Source organism: Streptomyces sp. NPDC005302 (genome assembly GCF_040607345.1).
Classification (GTDB): Bacteria; Actinomycetota; Actinomycetes; order Streptomycetales; family Streptomycetaceae; genus Streptomyces.
In genome coordinates this window covers 178,700-196,650 of the sequence record NZ_JBEXGN010000004.1, presented here as the reverse complement: position 1 = coordinate 196,650, position 17,951 = coordinate 178,700, and the positions used below count along the sequence as shown (strand labels likewise).

Annotated in this window: 16 protein-coding genes; 12 read left to right on the top strand and 4 right to left on the bottom strand. The window is 72.3% G+C overall.

Annotated features, from left to right (window positions below; genetic code table 11):
- Positions 1-78: 78 nt before the first annotated feature.
- Positions 79-1,221 carry a glycosyltransferase family 4 protein gene (locus ABZT74_RS07600; protein WP_356165693.1) on the top strand — a complete coding sequence of 381 codons (1,143 nt, stop codon included), beginning with the start codon at positions 79-81 and terminating at the stop codon, positions 1,219-1,221.
- A gap of 204 nt (positions 1,222-1,425) precedes the next feature.
- On the opposite strand, the gene ABZT74_RS07595 is transcribed toward ABZT74_RS07600, so the two are convergent.
- Positions 1,426-3,222 (bottom strand): AMP-dependent synthetase/ligase, encoded by a 1,797-nt coding sequence (locus ABZT74_RS07595; RefSeq protein ID WP_355870610.1) that lies wholly within the window; start codon positions 3,220-3,222, stop codon positions 1,426-1,428.
- Positions 3,223-3,560: 338 nt separating this feature from the next.
- On the opposite strand from ABZT74_RS07595, the gene ABZT74_RS07590 reads away from it, so the two are divergent.
- The 6 genes from ABZT74_RS07590 to ABZT74_RS07565 all read left to right on the top strand — a co-directional run bounded on the left by ABZT74_RS07590 (position 3,561) and on the right by ABZT74_RS07565 (position 8,932).
- The gene (locus tag ABZT74_RS07590) at positions 3,561-4,316 is read left to right on the top strand and encodes a metallophosphoesterase (protein WP_355870735.1); all 756 of its coding nucleotides are present in this window, start codon (positions 3,561-3,563) and stop codon (positions 4,314-4,316) included.
- A 124-nt stretch (positions 4,317-4,440) separates the two neighbouring features.
- Positions 4,441-4,881 (top strand): SRPBCC family protein, encoded by a 441-nt coding sequence (locus ABZT74_RS07585; protein ID WP_355870613.1) that lies wholly within the window; start codon positions 4,441-4,443, stop codon positions 4,879-4,881.
- Positions 4,882-5,128: 247 nt separating this feature from the next.
- Positions 5,129-6,298: an ArsA-related P-loop ATPase gene (locus tag ABZT74_RS07580; protein ID WP_356433716.1), complete on the top strand. Its 1,170-nt coding sequence runs from the start codon at positions 5,129-5,131 to the stop codon at positions 6,296-6,298.
- A 138-nt stretch (positions 6,299-6,436) separates the two neighbouring features.
- Positions 6,437-6,922 (top strand): DUF5304 domain-containing protein, encoded by a 486-nt coding sequence (locus ABZT74_RS07575; RefSeq protein WP_356165687.1) that lies wholly within the window; start codon positions 6,437-6,439, stop codon positions 6,920-6,922.
- A gap of 54 nt (positions 6,923-6,976) precedes the next feature.
- The gene (locus tag ABZT74_RS07570) at positions 6,977-7,930 is read left to right on the top strand and encodes an ROK family glucokinase (RefSeq protein WP_081216777.1); all 954 of its coding nucleotides are present in this window, start codon (positions 6,977-6,979) and stop codon (positions 7,928-7,930) included.
- A 237-nt stretch (positions 7,931-8,167) separates the two neighbouring features.
- Entirely contained in the window at positions 8,168-8,932 is a 765-nt protein-coding gene (locus ABZT74_RS07565) for an endonuclease/exonuclease/phosphatase family protein (protein WP_356165684.1), read from the top strand.
- Positions 8,933-8,963: 31 nt separating this feature from the next.
- Here the strand turns inward: ABZT74_RS07565 and ABZT74_RS07560 are convergent, their stop codons facing one another.
- Both ABZT74_RS07560 and ABZT74_RS07555 read right to left on the bottom strand, forming a co-directional pair.
- Positions 8,964-9,584 (bottom strand): hypothetical protein, encoded by a 621-nt coding sequence (locus ABZT74_RS07560; RefSeq protein WP_356433823.1) that lies wholly within the window; start codon positions 9,582-9,584, stop codon positions 8,964-8,966.
- Between the two features lie 181 nt (positions 9,585-9,765).
- Positions 9,766-10,575, bottom strand: coding sequence for an alpha/beta fold hydrolase (locus ABZT74_RS07555; protein WP_355870629.1), 810 nt, complete (start codon positions 10,573-10,575; stop codon positions 9,766-9,768).
- Positions 10,576-10,733: 158 nt separating this feature from the next.
- Here ABZT74_RS07555 and ABZT74_RS07550 point away from each other — a divergent pair, with 158 nt between their 5' ends.
- The 5 genes from ABZT74_RS07550 (at position 10,734) to ABZT74_RS07530 (ending at position 16,014) form a co-directional block, all read left to right on the top strand.
- The gene (locus ABZT74_RS07550) at positions 10,734-11,636 is read left to right on the top strand and encodes a lysophospholipid acyltransferase family protein (RefSeq protein ID WP_356433715.1); all 903 of its coding nucleotides are present in this window, start codon (positions 10,734-10,736) and stop codon (positions 11,634-11,636) included.
- Between the two features lie 147 nt (positions 11,637-11,783).
- The gene (locus ABZT74_RS07545) at positions 11,784-13,007 is read left to right on the top strand and encodes a DUF5931 domain-containing protein (protein ID WP_356433714.1); all 1,224 of its coding nucleotides are present in this window, start codon (positions 11,784-11,786) and stop codon (positions 13,005-13,007) included.
- A 19-nt stretch (positions 13,008-13,026) separates the two neighbouring features.
- Positions 13,027-13,728, top strand: a complete 702-nt coding sequence (locus ABZT74_RS07540) for a response regulator transcription factor (RefSeq protein ID WP_356165674.1) — start codon at positions 13,027-13,029, stop codon at positions 13,726-13,728.
- 151 nt (positions 13,729-13,879) lie between these two features.
- On the top strand, positions 13,880-14,908 hold the full coding sequence (locus ABZT74_RS07535) for a 6-phosphofructokinase (protein ID WP_355870640.1): 1,029 nt from the start codon (positions 13,880-13,882) through the stop codon (positions 14,906-14,908).
- 110 nt (positions 14,909-15,018) lie between these two features.
- Positions 15,019-16,014, top strand: a complete 996-nt coding sequence (locus ABZT74_RS07530; protein ID WP_356433713.1) for a 2-hydroxyacid dehydrogenase — start codon at positions 15,019-15,021, stop codon at positions 16,012-16,014.
- Here ABZT74_RS07530 and ABZT74_RS07525 read toward each other — a convergent pair.
- The gene (locus ABZT74_RS07525) at positions 15,966-17,867 is read right to left on the bottom strand and encodes an anthranilate synthase family protein (protein ID WP_356433712.1); all 1,902 of its coding nucleotides are present in this window, start codon (positions 17,865-17,867) and stop codon (positions 15,966-15,968) included. The two genes, ABZT74_RS07530 and ABZT74_RS07525, sit on opposite strands and share 49 nt — an antisense overlap.
- Between the last annotated feature and the right edge of the window lie 84 nt (positions 17,868-17,951).

Genomic DNA, 17,951 nt, shown 5'->3' with positions numbered 1-17,951 from the left:
TGACGCGCCGGCCTGTGTGCGAGCCGTCAAGCGCGGCCGTGCCGACCTGTGAGTATAGGTTCGATAGTGTCGAACACGATGCACAAGACCCTGATCGTGACGAACGACTTCCCGCCCCGTCCGGGCGGCATCCAGGCCTTCCTGCACAACATGGCGCTGCGCCTGGACCCCGAACAACTCGTCGTCTACGCCTCCACGTGGAAGCGCGGCCACGAGGGTGCCGAGGCGACCGCGGCGTTCGACGCCGAGCAGCCCTTCACCGTCGTACGGGACCGCACCACGATGCTGCTCCCGACCCCGGGCGCCACCCGCCGCGCGGTCGGCCTGCTGCGCGAACACGGCTGTACGTCGGTGTGGTTCGGGGCGGCCGCCCCGCTCGGGCTGATGGCACCCGCGCTGCGCAGGGCGGGCGCGCGACGCATCGTGGCGACCACGCACGGCCACGAGGCCGGCTGGGCCCAGCTGCCCGCCGCCCGCACCCTGCTGCGCCGCATCGGCGAGTCCACCGACACGATCACCTACCTCGGCGAGTACACGCGCTCGCGCATCGCCGCCGCGCTGACGCCCGAGGCCGCGGCCCGCATGGTCCAGCTGCCGCCCGGCGTCGACGAGGGGACCTTCCATCCGGGTTCCGGCGGCGCCGGGGTCCGCGCCCGGCTCGGCCTCACCGACCGGCCTGTCGTCGTCTGCGTCTCCCGCCTCGTCCCGCGCAAGGGCCAGGACACCCTCGTCCGCGCGATGCCCCGTGTCCTGGCCAAGCACCCGGACGCGGTGCTGCTGGTCGTCGGCGGCGGGCCCTACGAGAAGGACCTGCGCGCCCTCGTCCGCGACACCGGGGTGGCGGAGTCGGTCCGGTTCACCGGTGCGGTGCCCTGGTCGGAGCTGCCCGCGCACTACGGCGCCGGCGACGTCTTCGCGATGCCGTGCCGGACGCGACGCGGCGGCCTCGACGTCGAGGGGCTCGGCATCGTGTACCTGGAGGCGTCGGCGACGGGCCTGCCGGTGGTGGCCGGCGACTCCGGCGGCGCGCCCGACGCCGTCCTCGACGGCGAGACGGGCTGGGTCGTCCACGGCGGCTCGGCCGAGGAGACCGCCGACCGCGTCACCACCCTGCTCGGCGATCCCGAACTCCGCCGCAGGATGGGGGAGCGGGGCCGCGCCTGGGTGGAGGAGAAGTGGCGCTGGGACCTGCTGGCGGAGCGGCTGAGGGAACTTCTCTGACGCCGAAGGTCTGACGCCATCTGACGCCAAAGGGGGGCCGCTCCGAGGAGCGGCCCCCCTTTGGGGGCGCGGGGAACTGCGCGAGCGACCACGACGGGCCGTTCGTCCGGGAGGGACCTCCGCCCCTACGGCGGATCCCGGCGGACAGCCGCCCTCGCGGCGCCGCCGGGAACGGGCCCCGGCCGCAACCCCGGCGCTCGGGCATCAGCCCCGATAGAGCGCCTCGATCTCGCTCGCGTAATCCTTCGCAACGACGTTCCGCTTCAGCTTCAGCGACGGCGTCAGGTGCCCCGACTCCTCGGTGAACTGGTGCGCCAGGATGCGGAACTTGCGGACCGACTCGGCCTTGGAGACCGCCGCGTTGCCGTCGTCGATCGCGTCCTGGATGGCGGCGAGCAGGTCCGGGTCCTCACGCAGCGACGCCGCGGTCGAGCTGACGGGCTTCCCGTGCTCCTCGGCCCAGCGGACCAGGAACTCGTCGTCGACGGTGACGAGCGCGCCCACGAACGGACGCCCGTCGCCGACCACCATGCACTCGGCGACCAGCGCGTGCGCGCGGATGCGGTCCTCGATCACGGCCGGGGCGACGTTCTTGCCGCCGGCGGTGACGATGATCTCCTTCTTGCGGCCGGTGATGCTGAGGTAGCCGTCCTCGTCGAGGGTGCCGATGTCACCGGTGTGGAACCAGCCGTCGGCCAGCGCCTCGGCGGTCGCGGCCTCGTTGTTCCAGTACTCCTTGAACAGGTGCTCACCGTGCAGCAGGACCTCGCCGTCGTCGGCGATCCGGATGACGGAGCCGGGCAGCGGCTGGCCGACCGTGCCGATCTTCGTGCGGTCCCACGGGTTGAAGGCGGTGGCCGCGCAGGACTCGGTGAGGCCGTAGCCCTCCAGGACCGTGAAGCCGATGCCGCGGAAGAAGTGGCCGAGCCGCTCGCCGAGCGGGGCCCCGCCCGAGATCGCGTACTCGCCGCGCCCGCCGAGGACCGCGCGCAGCTTGCTGTAGACGAGCTTGTCGAAGGTCTTGTACTTGATCTTCAGGCCGAGCGACGGGCCCGAGGGGGTGTCCAGCGCCCGGCTGTACGCGATGGCCGTGTCCGCGGCCTTGTCGAAGATCTTGCCCTTGCCGTCGGCCTGGGCCTTGGCGCGCGCCGAGTTGTAGACCTTCTCGAAGACGCGCGGCACACCGAGGATCAGCGTCGGCCGGAAGGAGGCCAGCTCGTCCGTGAGGTTCTTGATGTCCGGGACGCAGCCCAGCTTGATCGGCGCCATCATCGGCGCGACCTGCACGAGCCGTCCGAAGACGTGGGCGAGCGGGAGGAAGAGCAGCACGGAGCACTCGCCCGTACGGAACAGGGGGCGCAGCCGCTCCACGATGTTGCCGCACTCGGCGAAGAAGGCGCGGTGGGTGAGGACACAGCCCTTGGGGCGGCCCGTCGTCCCGGACGTGTAGACGATGGTCGCCGGGTCGTCCGCCTTGGCGAGCGAGCTGCGCTCCTCGACGGCCGCGTCGCTGACGTCGTGGCCGAGGCGCCCCAGCTCCTCGACGCCGCCGGCCTCGATCTGCCAGACGTGCTTGAGGGCGGGCAGGTGGTCGCGCACCGACTCGACGGTGGCCGCGTGCGTGGCCAGCTCCACGATGCAGGCGGTCGCGCCCGAGTCGCCCAGGATCCACTGCACCTGCTCGGCGGAGCTGGTCTCGTACACCGGCACGGTGACCGCGCCGGCGCTCCAGATCGCGAAGTCGAGCAGCGTCCACTCGTAGCGGGTGCGGGACATCAGGGCGACCCGGTCCCCGGGCTGGACGCCGGAGGCGATCATGCCCTTGGCCGCGGCGCGCACCTCGGCGAGGAAGGTCGTGGCGCTCACGTCCGTCCATGTGCCGCCGACCTTGCGCGCGATGACGGCGACGTCGGGATGCTGCGCGGCGTTTCTACGGACGATGTCGGTGAGATTTCCGTCCGCAGGGACCTCGTACAAAGCCGGAAGGCTGAACTCGCGCAAGACTGCTGCTCCTCATAGGGCGCCGACGCCACGACTCTGTGTGATGCGACGGTGCGGTCCAAGGCTCGGGCAGGTACTCGGAAGATCACTGGTTGAAATCCTGAGTACGACTGGACTGGCCGGACGTTACCCGTCGGTATGGCTTCTTCGACAGGGGGGTCGAGCGAGATGTTCCATGCGTCACACGTGTTGGCGTTCCTTGGCGCAGAGTAGTCCACGCCTTTCCCGGCCAGCCAGTAATCGCAGGTCCGGCCGCCTCTGTTCACGTTTGCCGCACACGCCTACGCTTGATCGTCATGGCACCCACACCGGTCGGAAACCCGAGGACGCGCGTTCATGTGGTCAGTGACGTGCACGGCAACGTCCGGGACCTGGCCCGGGCGGGCGACGGCGCGGACGCCCTCGTCTGCCTCGGTGACCTGGTCCTCTTCCTGGACTACGCGGACCACTCCCGTGGCATCTTCCCCGAGCTCTTCGGCGTGCGGAACGCCGACCGCATCGTCGAGCTGCGCACCGCCCGCCGCTTCGAGGAGGCCCGCGCGTTCGGCGCCCGGCTGTGGGCCGGCATCGGCACCGAGCGGGCCGCCGCCATCGAGAAGGCCGTACGCAAGCAGTACGCCGAGATGTTCGCCGCGTTCCCCATTCCGACGTACGCTACCTACGGCAATGTCGACATGCCGAACCTGTGGCCGGAGTACGCCGGACCCGGTACCACCGTCCTCGACGGCGAGCGGGTGGAGATCGGCGGCCGGGTGTTCGGCTTCGTCGGCGGCGGACTGCGGACACCGATGCGCACCCCGTACGAGATCAGCGACGAGGAGTACGCGGCCAAGATCGAGGCGGTCGGCGAGGTCGACGTGCTCTGCACGCACATCCCGCCGGAGGTTCCGGAACTGGTGTACGACACCGTGGCGCGCCGCTTCGAGAGGGGCTCCCGTGCCCTGCTCGACGCGATCCGGCGCACGCGCCCCCGTTACGCGCTCTTCGGCCACGTCCATCAGCCCCTCGCCCGCCGGATGCGCGTCGGGGCGACGGAATGCGTGAATGTGGGGCACTTCGCGGGGTCGGGCCGGCCCTGGGTGCTGGAGTGGTGAGCCGCGGGCGGTGGTGAACGCCGGGCGGGGTGACAGCGGCCGTGGCTGTGCGCGGTAGCCTTCACGCTGCACAGACGTGCGCACCACCCTCCCTCACCGGACCGCATCTGGAGGAGCCACCGCGATGGCGGAACACACCAGTTCGAGCATCACGATCGAGGCGGCACCGGAGGAGGTCATGGCGGTGATCGCCGACTTCGCCCGCTACCCGGACTGGACGGGCGAGGTGAAGGAGGCCGAGGTGCTCGGGACGGACGAGCGGGGCCGCGCCGAACAGGTCCGCCTCGTCATGGACGCCGGCGCCATCAAGGACGACCAGACCCTCGGATACACCTGGACCGGGGACCACGAGGTCTCCTGGACCCTGGTCAAGTCCCAGATGCTGCGCTCGCTCGACGGCTCGTACCTGCTCGCGCCCGTCGGTGCCGGGGCGACCGAGGTGACGTACCGGCTCACCGTCGACGTCAAGATCCCGATGCTCGGGATGATCAAGCGCAAGGCCGAGAAGGTCATCATCGACCGTGCGCTGGCCGGCCTGAAGAAGCGCGTCGAAGAGACGGCCTAGCCCCCGCGGGGGCCTTGCTCTCCCGGACCACGCTCCACCCTGGCGAGCCCGGGAGCACCCCGCCCGTCAGGGCCACAGCACTTCCTCGCCCCCTCCGCCCCTTCCCGTCCCGTACCCGGGGCGCCGCCCCGGACACCGCTCCTCGAACGCCGGAGGGACTGAGACATCAGCGGCGGCCGGACGGGAGGCGCACCCGCCTCCGGACGGGAGCCGTACCCACCACCCGGTACCGGTAGCGTTCACCCCCATGCGCACCATCTTGATCACCGGCCAGGGCGGCACCGGCCGTACCACCGTCGCCGCGGCCACCGCGCTGAAGGCGGCCCGCGAGGGCACCCGCACCCTGGTGCTCACCGCCGACCGCACCGACACCCTCGGTGCCGTTCTCGGCGTCCCCACCGGCCCGGACCCCGTCGAGGCCGCCCCCGGCCTCACCGCCTGGCGACCCGACGCCGCCGCCCGCTTCCGCGACGACCTCACCGCGTTCCAGCAGCGCGCCGCCACCGCCCTCGACCTCCTCGGTGCCTCCCGCCTGGACGCCGAGGAGGTCACGCCGCTGCCCGGCGCCGAGGAACTCGCCCTGCTCAGGGCCCTGCGCGACGCCGCGCTGTCCGACGCGTACGACCTCCTCGTCGTGGACCTGCCACCCGCCCCGCAGGCCCTCGCGCTCCTCTCCCTGCCCGAGGAACTCCGCCGCTACCTGCGCCGTCTGCTCCCGCCCGAGCGCCAGGCCGCCCGCGCCCTGCGCCCCGTCCTCGGCCGGCTCGCGGGCGTGCCGATGCCCGCCGAGTGGCTGTACGAGACGGCCGCCCGCTGGGATGTCGAGCTGGCCGCCGTACAGGCCGTCGTCGAGGACCGCGCCACGACCGTACGGCTGGTCGCCGAGCCGGGACCGGCCGGTGCCGACGCCGTGCGCACCGCGGCCACCGCCCTCGCCCTGCGCGGCCTGCCCGTCGAGACCCTGGTGGCGAACCGGGTGCTGCCGGGCGCCACCAACGACACCTGGCTCGCGGCCCTCGCCGCCCAGCAGCGCAAGGCCCTGGACGAGTGGCAGGACGCGTACGACCTCCACGAGGTCCCGCACACCGGCCACGACCCGCGCGGCCCCCACGACCTCGCGGCGATGCCCGTACCGGCCGTCAACACCGCGCCCACCCCCGTCGAGTGGCCCGTCACCGACCGGCTCGCCGACGACGGCGTCCTCGTCTGGAACATCCCGCTGCCCGGCGCGATACGCGACGAACTCGACCTCATCCGGCGCGGCGACGAACTCGTCGTCACCGTCGGCCCGTTCCGCCGGATCGTGCCGCTGCCGTCCGCGCTGCGCCGGTGCACCGTGGCGGGCGCGGCCCTGCGCGAGGGCGAGCTGCGCATCCGCTTCGCGCCGGACCCCGGCCTGTGGCCGCGCGGGACCTGAGCGGGGACGGGGCCGGCGACGTGGCCGAAGCACGTGCGAAGGAGCTGCCCCGGTCCCGATCGGGGCCGTCGGGACGGTGAACGCCGTACCGCCGTTCGGGTAACGTCGAAGGCACGAACACGTAGGCAGGAGTCCGCCATGAGCGAAGAGCGCCCCCCATCCGACGCCGCTCAGGAGGAGACGGCCGACGACGTGCGCGTGGACGAGGCGCACGCGTCGGACGCCGACGCCTGGGCGACGGCGTGCGCCGAGGATCTCGCGGAGGAGAAGGCCCGCCGCCGCACCCAGCACGGCCCGCCCCCCGGCTCCGCCGCCGAGGAACTGCGCAAGCTCGTCGACGCCGTCACCGACAAGCTCTCCGGGATCCAGTCGCCGCTGTTCGGCGCGGTTGCCTCCGGCACCGCCCAGCAGATGGTCAACCAGGTCGTCCAGCAGGCCAGGGCCGCCGTCGAACCGGTGATGGAGCGCAACCCGGACGTGTTCGACCATCTCGCCGCCGCGGGCTCCGAACTGCTCGCCGCCTACCGGTCGGCCGTCGAGACGCAGGAGCGCCGCTGGACCACCCGGGGCACCGGAACCGGCGACGAGGAGCCCGGTCCAGGGGAACACATCGACCTGGACTAAAGGTCGCTCGGGTACGGTTGCCCGTAGCGGGGCTCGACCGAAACTGAGGGATTCATGGGACTCACCATCGGCGTCGATATCGGCGGCACGAAGATCGCGGCCGGTGTGGTCGACGAGGAAGGCAACATCCTCTCGACGCACAAGGTGCCGACTCCCAGCACGCCGCAGGCCATCGTGGACGCCATCGCCTCGGCCGTGGAGGGCGCGCGTGCCGGTCACGACATCGTCGGCGTCGGCATCGGTGCCGCCGGATACGTGAACCGCCAGCGCTCGACGGTGTACTTCGCGCCGAACATCGACTGGCGCCAGGAGCCGCTCAAGGCCGAGGTCGAGCAGCGCGTGGGCCTGCCGGTCGTCGTGGAGAACGACGCGAACGCGGCCGCGTGGGGGGAGTACAAGTTCGGTGCGGGCAAGGGGCACCGCAACGTCATCTGCATCACGCTGGGCACCGGCCTCGGCGGCGGCATCATCATCGGCAACAAGCTGCGCCGCGGGCACTTCGGTGTGGCCGCCGAGTTCGGCCACATCCGGATGGTCCCGGACGGTCTGCTGTGCGGTTGCGGTTCGCAGGGCTGCTGGGAGCAGTACGCGTCCGGGCGCGCCCTCGTGCGTTACGCCAAGCAGCGGGCCAACGCCACCCCGGAGGCCGCCGAGGTCCTGCTGGGCCTCGGCGACGGCAGCCCCGACGGCATCGAGGGCAAGCACATCTCGATGGCCGCCCGGCAGGGAGACCCGGTGGCGGTGGACTCCTACCGCGAGCTGGCCCGCTGGGCCGGCGCGGGTCTCGCCGACCTCGCCTCCCTGTTCGACCCGTCCGCCTTCATCGTCGGCGGCGGCCTCTCGGACGAGGGCGAACTGGTCCTCGACCCGATCCGCAAGTCGTACAAGCGCTGGCTGGTGGGTGGCAACTGGCGCCCGGTCGCCGACGTGATCGCCGCCCAGCTGGGCAACAAGGCGGGCCTGGTCGGCGCGGCCGACCTGGCCCGGGAGCCCGACCCGATCATGTAGCGCGCCCCTGTGTCGTGCAGCGGAGCCCGCCGAGCCCCCACGGGGCCGGCGGGCTCCGTCGTTCCCGGTTCCGGCCGGGCCGCTGCCGGACCTCCTCGCCGATCGCGGGCGATCACGGACCATCGAGGGCGATTGCGGGTGACCGAGGGCGATGGGAAACCCCCCGCACCGAAAGAGCCCGGACCCGCGTCGCCTTTCCGCCCGTCCGGCACGGTCTCAGCGCGTATCTTGATCGCCATGCCGACCAGCCCCACCGCCAGTCCGCTGCCCGCCTCCCGTACCGAGCCCGACGGCTCGGCCGTGATCCGGGTGCTCAGCTACAACATCCGCTCGATGCGGGATGACACCGCCGCGCTCGCCCGTGTGATCACCGCCTGCGCGCCGGACCTCGTCCTGGTCCAGGAGGCGCCGCGCTTCTTCCGGTGGCGCAAGAAGCTCGCACGCCTGGCCGCCGCCTCCGGGCAGGTGATGCTCTCCGGTGGCGCCACCACCTCGGGGCCCGCGCTGCTGTGTTCCCTGCGGGCCACCGTGGAGCGCACCGAGGACGTGCTGCTGCCCCGGATGCCCGGCCGGCACCGGCGCGGCTTCGCCACGGCGGTCGTCCGCTTCGGGGGAGCCCGGCTCGGCGTGCTGAGCTGTCACCTGTCGCTGCACAAGGACGAGCGGCAGGCGCACGGCGGCCTTCTGCTCGACCGCCTGGCCGACCTCGGTACCCCGTACGCCGTCGCGGGCGGCGACCTCAACGAACGCCCGAACGGGCCGACGTTCCGCCGTATGGCGGGCGCGCTCCAGGACGGCTGGGCGACCCGCCCCTGGGGCGCGGAGCACACCTGGACGCGCACCGGGCCGGAGCGCCGCATCGACGCGATCTTCGCGACGCCCGGCGTCGAGGTCCTGGGCTGCGGCGTCCCGCTCGGCCTGCCCGGCATCACGGAGACGGACCTGAGGGCGGCCACGGACCATCTGCCCGTACTGGCCGCCCTCAGAGTGCCCGCGTCCTAGCGTCGCCGCCCGGTCGTGCGCGGTGCGGGGTTCACACCACCGCCCCGCGCCCCGGGTCGTCCAGATCGTCGTCGTCGGTCTGCATGCGCGTCACCAGGGTGGCGAAGCCGCCGAGGAAGCCGCCGATGCCGAGGGTGCTGAGCCACCAGGTCATGTCCCAGCCGAGCAGTACGGCGAGCAGCATGAGCGTGGGTCCGCCGAGCACGCCGAGCCAGGCGAACTTGGCGGTCGTGTCCGCGGCCGGCAGCGGGGGCGGCTCGGGCGGCACGAAGTGGCCCTCGTCGTCCTCGTCGAAGTCGCCCTCCGCCGGTTCGGGCGCGGTGTGGTCACGCGGGCCTGCGACGCCGCCCACGCCGGGCGCGAACGCGACCGAGCTGCCGAGGGCCTTGGCGGCCGGGGGCTTCTCGCCGGTCGAGGCGTCCGACGGGGAAGCCGCACCCGTGGCCGCGTCGTCGGCCCCGTCCCCGTCGCCCGTGCCGTCCCCGGCGCGCTTGCCGGACCTGCCGCCGCTCTCGGGGCCGTCGTTGGTCTCCGGGTCCAGCAGCGCCAGGTCCTCCACGGACTTGAACGGCTTCGCGCCGGGCGGGTCCGGCGGCTCCTCGCCGTATCCCTGGACGATCGACTGCCAGGCGGCCTCCTCGTCGAACGGCACGCCCTGCTCGTCGCCCGGCGGCTGCCCGCCCGCGTCACCCGGGGCCTCCGCGCGGGTGTCACCGAGCGGCTCTCCCAGCGGTTCGGCGCGGGACTCCCCGAGCCCCTCGCCGACCGCCCCGTCGAGGGGCTCGCCGACGGGAACGCCCTTCTCCTCGGAATCGCCGCGGTCCGCGTCCTGCTCAGCCACCGGCTGCCGTCCCTTCCTGCTGACCCACCTGACCCGGGCCGGACTCCTTGTCCGCTCCGGGAGCGAGCCGGGTGACGAAGGCGTAGCTCTCCTCGAAGATCCGGTCCGCGTCGTGGTCCAACGTCGCGACGTGGTAGCTCTGTTCCAGGACCGACTCCGTCACGTCCGTGGACGACACCCGGCCGAGGATGCGCGCCGAGTCGGCGGGGGAGACCACATGGTCCTGGAGGCTGTGCAGCAGCAGGAGCGGCTGGGTGACCTGCGGCAGCTCCGCGTCGACGACGGCGCACAGCTTCCGCATCGAGTGCGCGGCGTGCAGCGGCACGCGCGTGTAGCCGAGCTCCTCGGAGCCCTCCTTCGCGATGTCGCTGGCGATGCCCTTCGTGGAGGGGACGAGGTGACGGATCACCGGCAGGGCGTACGCCGCGAGGCCGTGCACCTTGTTCAGCGGGTTGACGATCACGACGCCGCTGATCTCGTCGCCGTGCCGGGCGGCGAGCCGCAGGGCCAGTGCCCCGCCCATGGAGAGCCCGAACACGAAGACCCGCGAGCACCTCTCGCGCAGGGCGCGCAGCTCGCGGTCGACCTCCGCGTACCAGTCCTGCCAGCCGGTGAGCTGCATGTCCTCCCAGCGGGTGCCGTGCCCCGGCAGCAGGGGGAGCGCGACGGTGAGGCCGCGCTCGGACAGGTACTCCGCCCAGGGGCGCAGTGACTGCGGGGAGCCGGTGAAACCGTGACAGAGGAGGACTCCGACCTCTCCGCCCTCATGGCGGAACGGCTCGGCTCCAGGAAGGACCGGCACCTCGGTCTCCTGTTCGTGAGAAGGGCGGGAACGACTCCAGGTCTGCTTCACCGTACGCGACGGTACTGACACCGACCAGGGTCGTCGGGGCCTTTGACAGTGCTCCGGGTTAAGGTCTGAGCCACGACTCAGGAGGCACTCGGGTGATCTACGGCGCAATGAAGTTTTCCATCGGAGGGTCACTGAAGCTCGCCTTCAGGCCCTGGGTGGAAGGCCTCGAGAACATCCCTGCCGAGGGTGCCGCCATCCTGGCGAGCAATCACCTGTCGTTCTCGGACTCGTTCTTCCTTCCCGCGGTCCTCGACCGCAAGGTCACCTTCATCGCCAAGGCGGAGTACTTCACGACGCCCGGCCTCAAGGGGCGGATGACCGCCGCCTTCTTCAAGGGCGTCGGCCAGCTCCCGGTGGACCGTTCCGGTGCCCGCGGCGCGGGCGAGGCGGCCATCAAGAGCGGGATAGACGTCATCGAGAGCGGCGAGCTCTTCGGTATCTACCCGGAGGGCACGCGCTCGCCCGACGGCCGGCTCTACCGCGGCAAGCCCGGCGGCCTCGCGCGCGTGGCGCTCGCCACCGGCGCTCCCGTCATCCCGGTCGCCATGATCGACACCGAGAAGATCCAGCCGCCGGGGAAGGTGATGCCCAAGCTGATGCGTCCGGGCATCCGCATCGGCAAGCCGCTGGACTTCAGCCGGTACAACGGCATGGAGCACGACCGCTTCGTGCTCCGTGCGGTGACCGACGAGGTCATGTACGAGATCATGAAGCTCTCCGGCCAGGAGTACGTCGACATCTACGCGACGGCCGCCAAGCGGCAGATCGCGGACGCGGCCAAGGCCGAGAAGGAAGAGGAGAAGGCCGAGAAGGCGGCGCTCGCGCAGGCCGAGAAGCAGGCGGCCGCGGAAGCCGCCGAGCTGCGGGCCGCCGAGCAGCGGCGAGCCGAGCTGACGGTCATCGAGGGCGAGGGCACCGAGGCGAAGGACAGCGCGGACGGCGCGGGCAGCGCGGACGGCGCGGACAGCCCGGACAGCTCGGCGAAGGACACCGGGCACAAGGACGTCTGACGCAAGGACGTCCGGCGGGGGAGCGGCGACCTGGAGACCTCCGGGTGACCGCGGCCGAGCGGCGTGGGGAAGACGCACCGGCGTGGACGGGAACGGTCCGGCCGCGCGGAGCGTCCGTCAGGACGTCGGCAGTGTGGGGTGGGGGGCATGGCCAAGCGCGAGAGAGTCATGAGGATGTCGGTCGAGCAGCCACTGTGGCGTGCCCTGACCGCGTACCGGGTGCTGACGATGTTCTACGCGGTCGGGCTGTTCGCCACCGCCTACGACAGCTTCGCCCGCCCCTGGGTGGCCGTCACGTACTTCGCCGTGCTGTTCGTCTGGACCCTGGCCACCCTGCCCAGGGTGTCCGGCGCGGTCCACTGCACCAAGCCGTTCCTCGCCGCCGACCTCACCGTCGCGCTGACCGGCATCCTGCTCACCCGGGTCGCCGACGCGGGCTCGCGCATCGACGGGGGAGGCCCGACGCTGCCGTCGATATGGACGGCCGGCGCCGTCCTGGCGTTCGCGATCAAGGGCGGCTGGCGATGGGCGGCGTTCGCCTCCACCCTGGTCGCGGCGGCCAACCTCGTCGAGCGCGGCGCCCCCACCCGCGACACCGTGCACAACGTGATCCTCGTCTGGGTCGCCTCCATCGCCATCGGCTACGTCGTCGAGGTGGCCCGCGCCTCCGAGCGCACCCTCGCCCGCGCCCTGGAGATCGAGGCCGCCACCCGCGAACGCGAGCGGCTCGCCCGGGACATCCACGACGGCGTGCTCCAGGTCCTCGCGATGGTGCAGCGGCGGGGCAGCACGCTGGGCGGCGAGGCCGCGGAGCTGGGCCGGATGGCGGGCGAGCAGGAGGTCGCGCTGCGCACGCTGGTGTCGGGCGGGATGGTGCCCCTCTCCCGGGTGTCGGAGGACGCGGCGCTCGGCGCGCTCGTACGGGCCGTCGACGAACCGGACGACGACAACCCCGTCGGCCCCGTCGATCTGCGCTCCCTGCTCGCCCCGTACGCCGGCGCGCGCGTGACCTTCTCCGAGCCCGGCGCTCCGGTGCCGCTCGCCCCGGCCGCCGCGCGGGAACTGGCCGCGGCCGTCGGCGCCGCCCTGGACAACGTCCGCAAGCACGTCGGTGCGGACGCCCGCGCCTGGATCCTGGTCGAGGACGAACCGGACGAGGTCGTCGTGACCGTGCGCGACGACGGCCCCGGCATCCCGGAGGGCCGGCTCGCCCAGGCCGAGGGAGAGGGCCGGCTCGGAGTGGCGCTGTCGATCCGCGGCCGGCTGCGTGACCTGGGCGGCACGGCGGAACTGGTCTCGGTCCCGGGGCAGGGCACCGAGGTCGAGCTGAAGGTACCGAAGGTCTCGACGGGAAAAGCGAGCACACGATGACGGACACGAGGGGACGGCGATGACGGACGGCACGGCGGAGGAGCGGCGGACGGGCGAGAGCCCCGTCAGGGTCATGGTGGTGGACGACCACCCGATGTGGCGGGACGCCGTGGCCCGTGACCTGGAGGCCGCCGGCTTCGACGTGGTGGCCACCGCGGGCGACGGCGAGCAGGCCGTGCGCCGCGCGCTGGCCGCGGCACCCGACGTCCTCGTCCTCGACCTGAACCTGCCGGCCAAGCCCGGCGTCCAGGTCTGCAAGGAGCTGGTCGGCGCCGACCCCGCCCTGCGGGTCCTGGTCCTGTCCGCCAGTGGCGAGCACGCCGACGTGCTGGAGGCGGTGAAGTCCGGGGCGACCGGCTACCTCCTCAAGTCCGCGTCCACCGAGGAGCTGACCGACGCCGTGCGGCGGACCGCCGTAGGGGACCCGGTGTTCACTCCCGGCCTCGCGGGACTGGTCCTCGGCGAGTACCGCCGGCTGGCCTCGGAGCCCGTCACGGCGGCGGGCGCCGACGAGCCGCGGGCGCCGCAGCTGACCGACCGCGAGACCGAGGTGCTGCGGCTGGTCGCCAAGGGCCTGAGCTACAAGCAGATCGCCGAGCGTCTGGTCATCTCGCACCGCACGGTCCAGAACCACGTGCAGAACACCCTGGGCAAGCTCCAGCTCCACAACCGCGTCGAGCTGGTCCGCTACGCCATCGAGCGCGGCCTGGACGACGAGTAAACCGCCCGATAACCACCCAAGGTCCCCCTTCGAGTGATCTGTAGTGATCAACTACGCGACAATGCAACGGAATTGACCATCCGCACCATCCCGGAGTGACGTGGGTCACTATTAGCGTGAGTCCATCAGCCACTCGGCGAAGGGACTTTCCATGCGGGTCGGAGTACTGACCGGAGGCGGCGACTGCCCCGGACTCAACGCCGTCATCCGGGGCATCGTCCGCAAGGGCGTACAGGAGTACGGCTACGACTTCGTCGGCTTCCGGGACGGCTGGCGGGGGCCGCTGGAGGACGACACGGTCCGGCTGGACATCCCCGCGGTCCGGGGCATCCTGCCGCGCGGCGGCACCATCCTCGGGTCCTCGCGCACCAACCCCCTCAAGCAGGAGAACGGCATCCGCCGGATCAAGGAGACCCTCGTCAAGCAGGACGTCGACGCGCTCATCGCGATCGGCGGCGAGGACACCCTGGGCGTCGCCGCGCGGCTCGGCGACGAGTACGGCATCGACATCGTCGGCGTGCCGAAGACGATAGACAACGACCTGTCCGCCACCGACTACACCTTCGGTTTCGACACCGCGGTCGGCATCGCGACCGAGGCCATCGACCGGCTCCACACCACCGCCGAGTCGCACATGCGCGTCCTCGTCTGCGAGGTGATGGGTCGCCACGCGGGCTGGATCGCGATCCACTCGGGCCTGGCCGGCGGCGCGAACGTCATCCTCATCCCCGAGCAGCGCTTCGACGTCGAGCAGGTCTGCGCCTGGGTGACCTCCCGCTTCAAGGCGTCGTACGCGCCGATCGTCGTCGTCGCCGAGGGCGCGATGCCCAAGGACGGCGACATGGTCCTCAAGGACGGCACGCTGGACTCGTTCGGGCACGTCCGGCTCTCCGGCGTCGGCGAGTGGCTGGCCAAGGAGATCGAGCGGCGCACCGGCAAGGAGGCGCGCACCACCGTCCTCGGGCACGTCCAGCGCGGCGGGACACCCAGCGCCTTCGACCGCTGGCTCGCCACCCGCTTCGGGCTGCACGCCATCGAAGCCGTCCGGGACGGCGACTTCGGGAAGATGGTCGCCCTGCGCGGCACGGACATCGTCCGCGTCCCCATCGCCGAGGCGACCGCCCGTCTGAAGACCGTCGACCCGACGCTGTACGAGGAGGTCGGCGTCTTCTTCGGCTGACAGTGACCCCGCGCCGGGTCTCCACCGCGCTCCCGTTCGCCGCTGCGACCTGGGGAGATGGGCCGTATATTCGGCATCCGGCCCATAACCCTCCAGAACGGGAGCAGTCGGTGGAGATCATGGCGTTCGGCGTCCAGTCCGACGAGAAGCCCCTGATCGAGAAGGCCTTCGCGGGGCGCCATGAGGTCCACTGCCTCGACGTCTTCCTCACCGAGGACACCGCGCCCATCGCGGCGGGCCACGACGTCATCACCACCAGCGTCAACTGCGGCCTCGGGCACAAGGTCCTGCAGACCCTGGCCGCCGGCGGCACCCAGTTCGTCGCCCAGCGCTCCACCGGGTTCAACAACATCGACCTGGACGTCGCCGAGCGCCTCGGCATGACCGTCGCGCGGGTCTCCTCCTACTCGCCCCACTCGGTCGCCGAGTTCGCCTGGACCCTCGGGATGGCCGTCAACCGCCGTGTCGTGCGCGCCGCCAACCGCACCCGCGACTTCGACTTCCGGCTCGACGGGCTGATGGGCCGCGACATGCACGGGCGCACCGCGGGCGTGCTCGGCACCGGGAAGATCGGCGAGGCGTTCACCCGGATCGCCCACGGCTTCGGCATGAGGCTGCTCGGCTGGGACATCGCCGAGAACCCCGCCTGCGTCGGACTCGGCATGGAGTACGTCCCCAAGGAGCGCCTCCTCGCCGAGTCCGACCTGATCTCCCTGCACGTCCCGCTGATGCCGCAGACCCATCACCTGATCGACGACGGCGCCCTGCGCACGATGAAGGACGACGCGATCCTGGTGAACTCCAGCCGCGGCGGCCTCATCGACAGCCGGGCCCTCGTCTCCCAGTTGCGCGAGGGCCGTTTCACGGGCGTCGGCCTCGACGTGTACGAGGCGGAGGCCGGGCTCTTCTTCCTCGACAAGTCCCTCGAAACCGTCGAGGACGACACCCTGGCCCGCCTGGTCACCTTCCCGAACGTCCTGGTCACCTCGCACCAGGCGTACTACACCGCGGACGCCGTCGGCCAGATCGTCGACGCCACCGTCCGCAACGTCGTCGACTACACGGAGGGCCGCCGCTCGGAGAACGTGCTGGTGCCCCGCAGCTGACCGACCAGCTCCCGGACGACCGCCGTGCCGTTCAGGCTGAGCACCGACTCCGGGTGGAACTGCACCCCGGCGAACCCCGGACCGCGCAGCGCGTGCACCTCGCCGTTCGCCGCGCGGCTGACCTCGACGCCGTGCGCCGACAGCTCCGCCAGCGCCTCCTCGTCGCAGCGCGCCGTGAAGCTGTTGTAGAACCCGACGGTCTCCGCCCGGCCGAACAGGTCGATCACGCTCTGCGCGCCCTGGTACGGCACATCCTTGCGGGCGATCTCCAGCCCCAGCTCGGCCGCGATCAGCTCGTGCCCGAGGCAGACCCCGAGGACGCCGTCCCGGTGCTCCCGGATCACCTCGGCGGTCAGCGCCCGCAGGAGGCGCATCTTCGGGTCCGTGAGGTCGCAGGGGTCACCGGGACCGGGGCCGAGGACGACCGGTCCCCGGTGCGTGAGGACGGCCTCCCGCAGCCCCGGCTCGTCGTAGCGGCGCACCGTCACGTCGAGCCCCGACGACCGCAGCACGTGCGCGAGCATCGCCGTGAAGGTGTCCTCGGCGTCCACGACCAGGGCGTGCCCGGCGAGTTCCGGGGACCGCTCCTGCATCCGCAGCCAGAACGGCGCGAGCGAGGCCCGCCGGCCGTCCAGCGACGCCCGGACCCGCGGATCGTCGCCCAGCCGCGGCCGTACGCCGTCGGGACGCGGGCCACCGGGCCGCACCCCCAGCGCCGCCAGTACCCCGGCCGCCTTCGCGTGCGTCTCGGCCACCTCGCCGGCCGGGTCCGATCCCCGGACGAGCGTGGCGCCGACCGGTACGCGCAGCCGGCCGTCCGCGCCGATGTCGGCGGTCCGGATGAGGATCGGGGAGTCGAGTGTCTGCGCTCCCGCGGCGCCGTCCGGCCCGTCCGCCCGGTCCCGTCCGAGCAGGGCCAGCGCGCCCGCGTAGTAGCCGCGCCCCCCGACCTCGTGCCGCTCGATGACCCGGCACGCGTTCTGCACGGGCGAGCCGGTGACCGTCGCCGCGAACATGGTCTCCCGCAGCACCTCCCGCACGTCCATCGAGGACCGGCCGCGCAACTCGTACTCGGTGTGCGCGAGATGGGCCATCTCCTTGAGCCGCGGCCCGACCACCACCCCGCCCATGTCGCCGACGGTGCACATCATCTTCAGCTCCTCGTCGACGACCATCGAGAGCTCCTCGATCTCCTTGCCGTCGGCGAGGAAGGCGAGCAGGTCCTCGGGCGTCGGGCCGTCGGCCGGGTAGCGGTAGGTCCCGCTGATCGGGTTCATCACCACCGTCCCGCCGGACATCCGGACGTGCACCTCCGGGCTCGCCCCGACCAGCGTCCGCTCCCCGGTGTGCACGACGAACGTCCAGTACGCGCCGCGCTCGTCCTCCAGCAGCCTGCGGAACAGCGCCAGCGCGTCCGCCCGTCCGAACCCCGGGATCCGTCCCTCGTACGTCCGCCGGATCACGAAGTTCGCGCCCTCGCCGCTGCCGATCTCCTCGCGCAGCACCCGCTCGACGATCCCGGAGTACTCCTCGTCGCCGACGTCGAAGCCGCCGCCCTCGACCTGTACGTCGTGCGCGGGCAACTGCTCCAGGACCTGCCCGAGCGGCAGTTCGTGCCGCTCCTCGGGGACCAGGACGGCGAGCGGGGTGCCGTCGTCGCGGACGTCGAAACCGCGTTCCCGGATCTGCCGGAACGGGATCAGCGCGAGGCACTCGTCGGGGAGGCCGGCGAGGTGCTCCACCTCGTGCACCGGTCCCAGCAGCAGCTCCACGACGTCGTGGTCGTGGCCCGGGGTGCGGCGGCGCAGCAGGGCGAACGGGCGGGGATCGGCCGTCAGCTCGTGCAGGTTCATGGGTGCGGTCCTTCTCTCGGATCGTGCATCTCGGAGAGGAACGGCCCGGGTCCGCAAACACCGAAGGCCGCCCTCGGGCGGCCT